This is a genomic window from Halanaerobium sp., from assembly GCF_003070835.1.
On sequence record NZ_QBLR01000181.1, the window covers coordinates 1 to 6,841 of the forward strand.

The following is a 6,841-nucleotide window of genomic DNA, read 5'->3' on the forward strand; positions in this document are numbered from 1 at the left end:
CTTTTAGCATACTTTTGCCAGAATTATTTTAAGTCTTAAATTTTTTCACAAAATCAATTTGATTTAAAGGAGAAAAATATCTGATAGTGAATATATTAAATAAGAGAAATAAAATATTATTAATGACATTAATCTAAAAAGGGAGTGTATTATAAATGAAAGTATTATTTATTGGCGGTACAGGTACTATTAGTCAGGCTGTATCAGAACTGGCTGTAAAAAAAGGAATAGATTTATATCTTTTTAACCGGGGTAACAGCAATCACCTGGCTCCAGCTGAAGCTAAAATTATTGAAGGAAATATTAGAAATCCCGAAGAGGCGAAGGAAAAACTTAAAGGCTATGATTTTGATGCTGTAGTTGACTGGGTTGCTTTTACGCCCGAACATGTTAGAAATGATATTGAAATTTTTAGAGGTAAAACAGATCAATATATTTTTATCAGTTCAGCCTCTGCCTATCAGAAACCGCAGACAAGTTATTTAATTGACGAATCAACTCCACTGGCAAATCCTTACTGGGAATATTCGCAAAATAAAATAGCCTGTGAAAACCTTTTGATGGCAGAATACAGAAAAAATGATTTTCCAATTACAATCATCAGACCCTCTCATACTTATGGTAAAACTTCAATTCCAGCAGCGCTTAACAGCCATCAGGCTCCCTGGTCACTGGTGGATAGAATGAGACGCGGCAAGAAGATTCTGGTCCATGGAGATGGCAGCTCTCTCTGGACAATGACCCACAATAGTGATTTTGCCAGAGCTTTTGTTCCCCTGCTCGGAAATATGAGGACTCTGGGCCATGCTTTCCAGATTACTTCAGATGAGACATTAAACTGGGATCAGATATTTAGAGCAATTGCCAGAGCAGCAGGTGTAGAAAAACTTGACCTTGTCCATGTAGCATCTGAAAAAATTGCAGAATATGATCAGCGCTTTAGAGGTTCTCTGCTTGGGGATAAAGCAGTAAGTGTTGTTTTTGATAACTCCAAAATCAAGCGTTTTGTGCCTGAATTTAAAGCCACTGTTTCTTTTGCTGAAGGAGTAAAAAAATCAATTAACTGGTATGACAATCATCCTGAAGAAAAGCAGATTGATGAAGATTGGAATAAATTAATGGACCAAATAATTGCTGAAAACGGAATCTAATCATGCTTAAAAATTAATTGATAAGCTTTTTCTCTCTGATACTGGCAAAGAATTTGCTCGAAAAGAATTTCTCTAGAAAATAATACTATTAAATTAAAACTCCCTCTTTTCAGCACTTAAGCTGAGCAGAGGGAGTTTTGTTATTATTCACATCAATTTTTAACTAGATTTTCCGATTCAGCCAGACCAGCATTTCTCCACTTTCTCGATTATCCCAGGTATAATAGGGAACAGCCTGAATCTCAATTTGTTTAAATTCAGGTTTTTGAGTACTGTAAAGACTGCTGCCAAAACTATCTTTATCGAGCTTATAGGCACTTCCTTTAACTACAGTTACCCCTCCCAGCAGATCTTCTTTATATTCTGCCTTTAATTCTGCATCATCAGCAAGATAGACTGCCTGCAAATTCTTGCCATTATCAATTTCTTCTAAGGCATAGACAATTGGCCCCCGCTGCAGAGAAACTTTACCAATATCCTCTCTAACTTCTGGATTGGCATAGATCTTTTCCACCGGCATTTTTAAAATTAATTTTATCCTGTCATTCTGCCACTTTCTTTTAATTTTTGCATAACCAGCTTCAATTATTTCTGTTAAATCAATATTTTTACCATTTAGCTGCAGGGCAGCTTTTCTGCACCAGCCGGGAATTCTTAGAGCAAGCTCAAATTCTACCTCTTTTTCTGCCTTAAGCTCAATTTCAATTTCTTCATCCCAGGGATAATTAGTTTTTTGGCTGACTTCAACATTTTGACCCTTAAACTCAAATTCAGACTGATTATCAGCATAAAGATTAACAAATAATTGTTCCTCATTCTGAGAATAGATATAACTGCCGATTGAAGCAAGCAGACGAGCTAGATTTGGGGGGCAGCAGGCACAGCCAAACCATTTTTGCCTCGTTGGTTTTACATGTTTGTGATCTTCTCTCTGCTCACAGACTTCCGGCTGCACTTCCAGTGGATTTACATAAAAGAAGCGCTTACCATTTTGAGACATTCCGCTTAAAGCCCCATTATATAAAGCTTTTTCCATTATATCTGCATATTCTCCTTTTTTCTCTAAATGAAGCATGCGCTGAGCAAAAAATACCAGGGCTACTGCTGCACAGGTTTCTGTATAAGCTGTATCATTGGGCAGATCATAGTCAAAAGTAAATGATTCTCCCTGAACACTGGAGCCAGTCCCTCCTGTTATATACATCTGCTTACTGGTAGTATTGTCCCAGAGCTGCTTACAGGCGCCAATTAAAGACTGATCCCCCGTAACTCTAGCCACATCTGCCATGCCGCTGTACATATATAGTGCTCTCACTGCATGACCGGCTGCTTCTTTCTGCTCTCTCACCGGAGCATGAGCCTGATAGTAATCTCTTTTAACATTTTGATGGAAATCATCCCAGTGATCTATTTTTCCTCTCTCTTCCCACTCCTGATCAAAATAGAAAGGATCTTTTCCCCGCTGGTCAATAAAAAACTTTGCCAGATCTCTGTATTTTTCTTTACCACTTACTTCATATAGTTTGATTAATGCCAGCTCAATTTCCTGATGACCGGGATAGCCCTTTAATTTATCAGCCTCCGGACCAAATTTACTCTCGATTAAATCAGCATTTTTCTGCATGATATTTAAAAACTTATCTTTACCTGTGGCCTTATAATAGGCTACTGCAGCTTCAATTAAATGCCCGGCACAGTAAAGTTCATGACATTCAGCCAGGTTTTTCCACTTCATCTCCGGTTCTTTTACAATAAAATATGTATTTAAATAACCATCTTCCTGCTGAGCCTCTCCAATCAGATCAATAACCTCATCTGCTCTTTTTTCCAATTCAGGATCAGAATTAACTGTTAACTGATAGGCTACTGCCTCAAGCCATTTAGCTACATCACTATCCTGAAAAACCATACCCTGAAACTCTCCTTCAGATCTACCGGCAGCAATTTTGAAGTTTTCTACAGCATGACTTGGTTCTGTATCTGGAAGTTCATCATTTAAAGCCTGCCACTGATAAGGAATAACCTCTTTTCGAACAAGTTTATTTTTTTGTGCTAATAACCCAGCATTTAATTTTACATTTTTCAAATCTACTTTTCTTAAGTGCTTTTTCATTTTTAAATGCCCCTTTTTTAATTATCTGATTATTATTAATTTAAATTAAGCTTATCATTTTTATTTAGTAACTGTCAAACTATTTTAGTTATAGCTAAATAAAAGTCTAAAAAAAAGACACTCCAGGGATAGGGAGTGTCTTTTTTCGCAAATATAAATTTAATAAGGAGATATTTGCTTTTAGTATCATCTAATATTTTTGTATTACTTTATCTAAATATTATCCTTTTTGGCTTAGCCCATTAAAAAGTTAGGCAGCCAGAGGGTTAAAGCAGGGACAAAGGATAATAGTAATACCATAATTATAAGTACTGCATAAAATGGCATCAGTGATTTTGCGATTTTTTCTATTGGAGCATTACCAATTGAACAGCCAACAAATAAGGTTGAGCCAACTGGTGGAGTTAATAATCCTACTCCAAGGTTAAGCATCATCACAACACCAAAGGTAATTGGATCCATTCCAATACTTCTTACAACCGGCAATAAAATTGGGGTTGCAATTAAGATCAGTGGAGCCATATCCATAATTGTACCAAGGAATAATAAAATCAGGTTAACTAATAGCATAATAATAATTGGATTATTAGATAAATCCAGGAGTGCATCTGTAATCATAGCCGGTACCTGCAGGTAAGACATCATCCAGGCAAAGGCACTTGAGGTTGCAATAATCGCTACAACCATGGCTAAAGTACTGAGTGAACTTCTTAAAATATCAACAAACTTTGAAATAGGTATATCTCGATAAACAAAGAATGTAATTATAAAAGCATAGACGGCAGCAATAGCTGCTGATTCAGTTGCTGTAAAAACACCAGTAGTTACTCCACCGATAATAATCACAGCTGTCAGTAATCCAAGAATACTATCTCTGGTTATCCGCAGAGCTTCTTTAAAAGAAACTTTTTCTTCTCGCGGATAATCCCGTTTAACTGCTATCGCATAACTTAAAATCATCAGCGCAATTCCTAAAAGTACTCCCGGAACTATACCTCCCAGGAATAATTTTGCAACTGAAATTCCTCCACCTGCAGCCAGTGAATAAATAATCATATTATGGCTGGGGGGAATAATAATTCCCTGTACTGAAGAAGTGATTGTTACATTGATTGAATAATCTTTATCAAATCCTTTTTTCTCCATCATTGGAATCATAATTGAACCAATAGATGAAACATCTGCTACAGAAGAACCTGAAATTCCACCAAAAAACATACTCGCTAAAATATTTACCATTGCCAGACCACCGCGCATCCAGCCGATAATTACATTAGAAAATTTTATCAATCTATCAGAAATTCCTCCCTGACCCATAATCTCTCCTGCAATAATAAAAAATGGAATAGCCATCAGAGAAAAAGAATTAATCCCTTTTACCATCTGCTGCATTACCACCATTGGCGGTAGTCCAACATAGAACGCTGTAAACATTGTTGAAAGACCCAGACTAAAAGCAATGGGGATACGAATAAATAACATGAATAAAAAAGAACCTAATAATATTAATACTGCCGGATCCATCTAGTTTTCCCCCTCTGCTTTTTTCTTTTTTTCTGTTTCACTTTGAATTGTCAGGTGTTCTTCCCGTAAAACTCCAAAAAACTTTGCTGTAGAATAAATTATAATTAAGATACCAGAAAGTGGAAACATAATAAATAAAAGACCTCTTGTCCACTGTGTGGCCGGTAAAACTGTAGTTTTAGTTGCATTATATAAATCCCAGCCATATTTTAACATAAAAGAACCAAAAATACCTACCAATAAATCTTCAATCTTATATACAATCTTTTGATAATTATCTGGAACAAGACTCATAAAAAATTCAATACTTAAGTGAACAGAGTTTTTCACCCCAAGAGCCATTCCCAGAAAACCAAACCAGATCATCATTAGCAGTGCAACCTCATCTGACCAGCGAAAAGTAAAATTAAATAAATATCTGGTAAATACAGTTGTACTAACAATCACTATCATTGCCACTAAAAAAACCATGGCTAGATAGCTAATCAAATTCTCAGAAATATCTAAAATTTTAGTTAAAAGACTTTGTTTTTCCTTTTTTTCTCCCATAAAATTCACCCTTTTTTAAGGGGTGGAAGGAGAATCTCCTTCCACCTTTATTTACACCTATTATCTAACTTAATAAAATGCATGCATAAGTTATTTAAATCTTAACTTATTCTTCCATTTCAAAGTTTAAAATACTATCTAAGAGATCTTCATATCCTTCACTGTACTTAGGATACAGACCTTTTACTTTGTCCTGGAAAGCCTGCTTTTGTTCAGCATTTAAAGTAGTAATTGTTGCGCCTTCTTCAACAGCTAACTTCTTAGCTTCTTCAGTACGCTTATCCCAGGCTTCACGCTGTACTTCAGTAGAATCTACAGCAGCCTGCTTGATAATTTCCTGATCTTCTGCACTTAACTTATCCCAGGTGATTTTACTCATAATAATTAACTCAGGAATACGGTTATGTGCGTCTTCAACAAAGTAGGGAGCTACTTCGTGGTGACTGTTATAGTACCAGCCAGGATAGTTGTTCTCACCAGCATCTACAACACCAGTCTGCAGAGCACTGTAAACCTCACCCCAGGCGATTGGAGTAGGAGATGCACCAAGTGCTTCTACCATATCCATCATTAACTGACTTTCCTGAACTCTAATTCTTAAACCTTCTAAGTCTTCAGGGCTTGTAACTTTAGTATCTGCAGTGTAGAAACTGCGAGCACCAGAGTCATACCAGGTTAATCCAACAATACCTGCTTCTTTAAGACCATCTAATACTCCCTCTCCTACCTCACTGAATAATACCTGGAACATGTATTCTTCACTGGGATAGAGATATGGAAGAGATAAAACATTCATTGCTGGCTCAAAGTTTGCCATTGGAGTAATAGAAGTTCTTACAAAATCAATTGCACCAAACTGAACCTGTTCGATTGTAGAACTTTCATCACCTAGAACTCCACCAGGATAAACTTCAATCTCGATTCTACCATCAGTTCTTTCTTCTACCAGACGGGCAAATTCTTTTGCTCCAACCACAGTAGGATAACCTTCAGGCTGATTGTCTGCCAGACGCAGGGTCATCTCCTGAGCTGAAACGGCAAATGAGAAAATTAAAAGACTAGCTAGAACTAAAACTAAAACTTTTTTCATAATTTTTCTTCCCCCTTAATTTATTTTCTAAATTTATTGTATCAGGAGAAAAAGCTAAAAACTATAGACTAAGTTGTTATCTTATTCATTTCTTTGTTTGTTTTCAGAAAATTGAAGCTAAATAACTGCTTATTGAAACTTTCCAGGTGAAATTCCGGTATATTTTTTAAAGGCCCGGCTAAAATAGTTACGGTCTGAATACCCAACCTCACAGGCAACAACTTTAATTTTATCTCCATTTTTTAAGCGCTTTTTTGCTTCTTCCATTCTGACTTTGATTAAGTAATCTTTATAATTAATCCCCTCAACCTCTTTAAATAATTTGCTCAGATAATATTTGCTGAAGGAAATATACTCAGCCACATCTTCCAGACTTATATCATCTTTATAATTTTGATCTATATAATCTTTAAC

General features: G+C 36.0%; 6 protein-coding genes. 1 reads left to right on the forward strand and 5 read right to left on the reverse strand.

What is annotated here, in order from left to right:
* Positions 1–155: 155 nt before the first annotated feature.
* Positions 156–1,151 (forward strand): SDR family oxidoreductase, encoded by a 996-nt coding sequence (locus tag CI949_RS14635; protein ID WP_290767628.1) that lies wholly within the window; start codon positions 156–158, stop codon positions 1,149–1,151.
* A 163-nt stretch (positions 1,152–1,314) separates the two neighbouring features.
* On the opposite strand, the gene CI949_RS14640 is transcribed toward CI949_RS14635, so the two are convergent.
* The 5 genes from CI949_RS14640 to CI949_RS14660 form a co-directional block, all read right to left on the reverse strand.
* Positions 1,315–3,264, reverse strand: a complete 1,950-nt coding sequence (locus tag CI949_RS14640; protein WP_290767629.1) for a glycoside hydrolase family 127 protein — start codon at positions 3,262–3,264, stop codon at positions 1,315–1,317.
* 234 nt (positions 3,265–3,498) lie between these two features.
* A complete protein-coding gene (locus CI949_RS14645; protein ID WP_108141287.1) occupies positions 3,499–4,788 on the reverse strand; it encodes a TRAP transporter large permease in 1,290 nt (429 codons plus the stop codon).
* Complete coding sequence (locus tag CI949_RS14650; protein ID WP_290767632.1) at positions 4,789–5,337, reverse strand: TRAP transporter small permease; 549 nt, start codon at positions 5,335–5,337, stop codon at positions 4,789–4,791. It lies immediately after the preceding gene.
* A gap of 106 nt (positions 5,338–5,443) precedes the next feature.
* The gene (locus tag CI949_RS14655; protein ID WP_108141283.1) at positions 5,444–6,427 is read right to left on the reverse strand and encodes a TRAP transporter substrate-binding protein; all 984 of its coding nucleotides are present in this window, start codon (positions 6,425–6,427) and stop codon (positions 5,444–5,446) included.
* Positions 6,428–6,556: 129 nt separating this feature from the next.
* A partial coding sequence (locus tag CI949_RS14660) for a helix-turn-helix transcriptional regulator (protein WP_290767635.1) occupies positions 6,557–6,841 on the reverse strand: 285 nt, incomplete at its 5' end.

What these genes read in the sequence shown, in the direction of transcription:
- CI949_RS14635 (WP_290767628.1), top strand. Translation starts at nt 156, where the DNA reads ATGAAAGTATTATTTATTGGCGGTACAGGTACTATTAGTCAGGCTGTA.
- CI949_RS14640 (WP_290767629.1), bottom strand. Translation starts at nt 3,264, where the DNA reads ATGAAAAAGCACTTAAGAAAAGTAGATTTGAAAAATGTAAAATTAAAT.
- CI949_RS14645 (WP_108141287.1), bottom strand. Translation starts at nt 4,788, where the DNA reads ATGGATCCGGCAGTATTAATATTATTAGGTTCTTTTTTATTCATGTTA.
- CI949_RS14650 (WP_290767632.1), bottom strand. Translation starts at nt 5,337, where the DNA reads ATGGGAGAAAAAAAGGAAAAACAAAGTCTTTTAACTAAAATTTTAGAT.
- CI949_RS14655 (WP_108141283.1), bottom strand. Translation starts at nt 6,427, where the DNA reads ATGAAAAAAGTTTTAGTTTTAGTTCTAGCTAGTCTTTTAATTTTCTCA.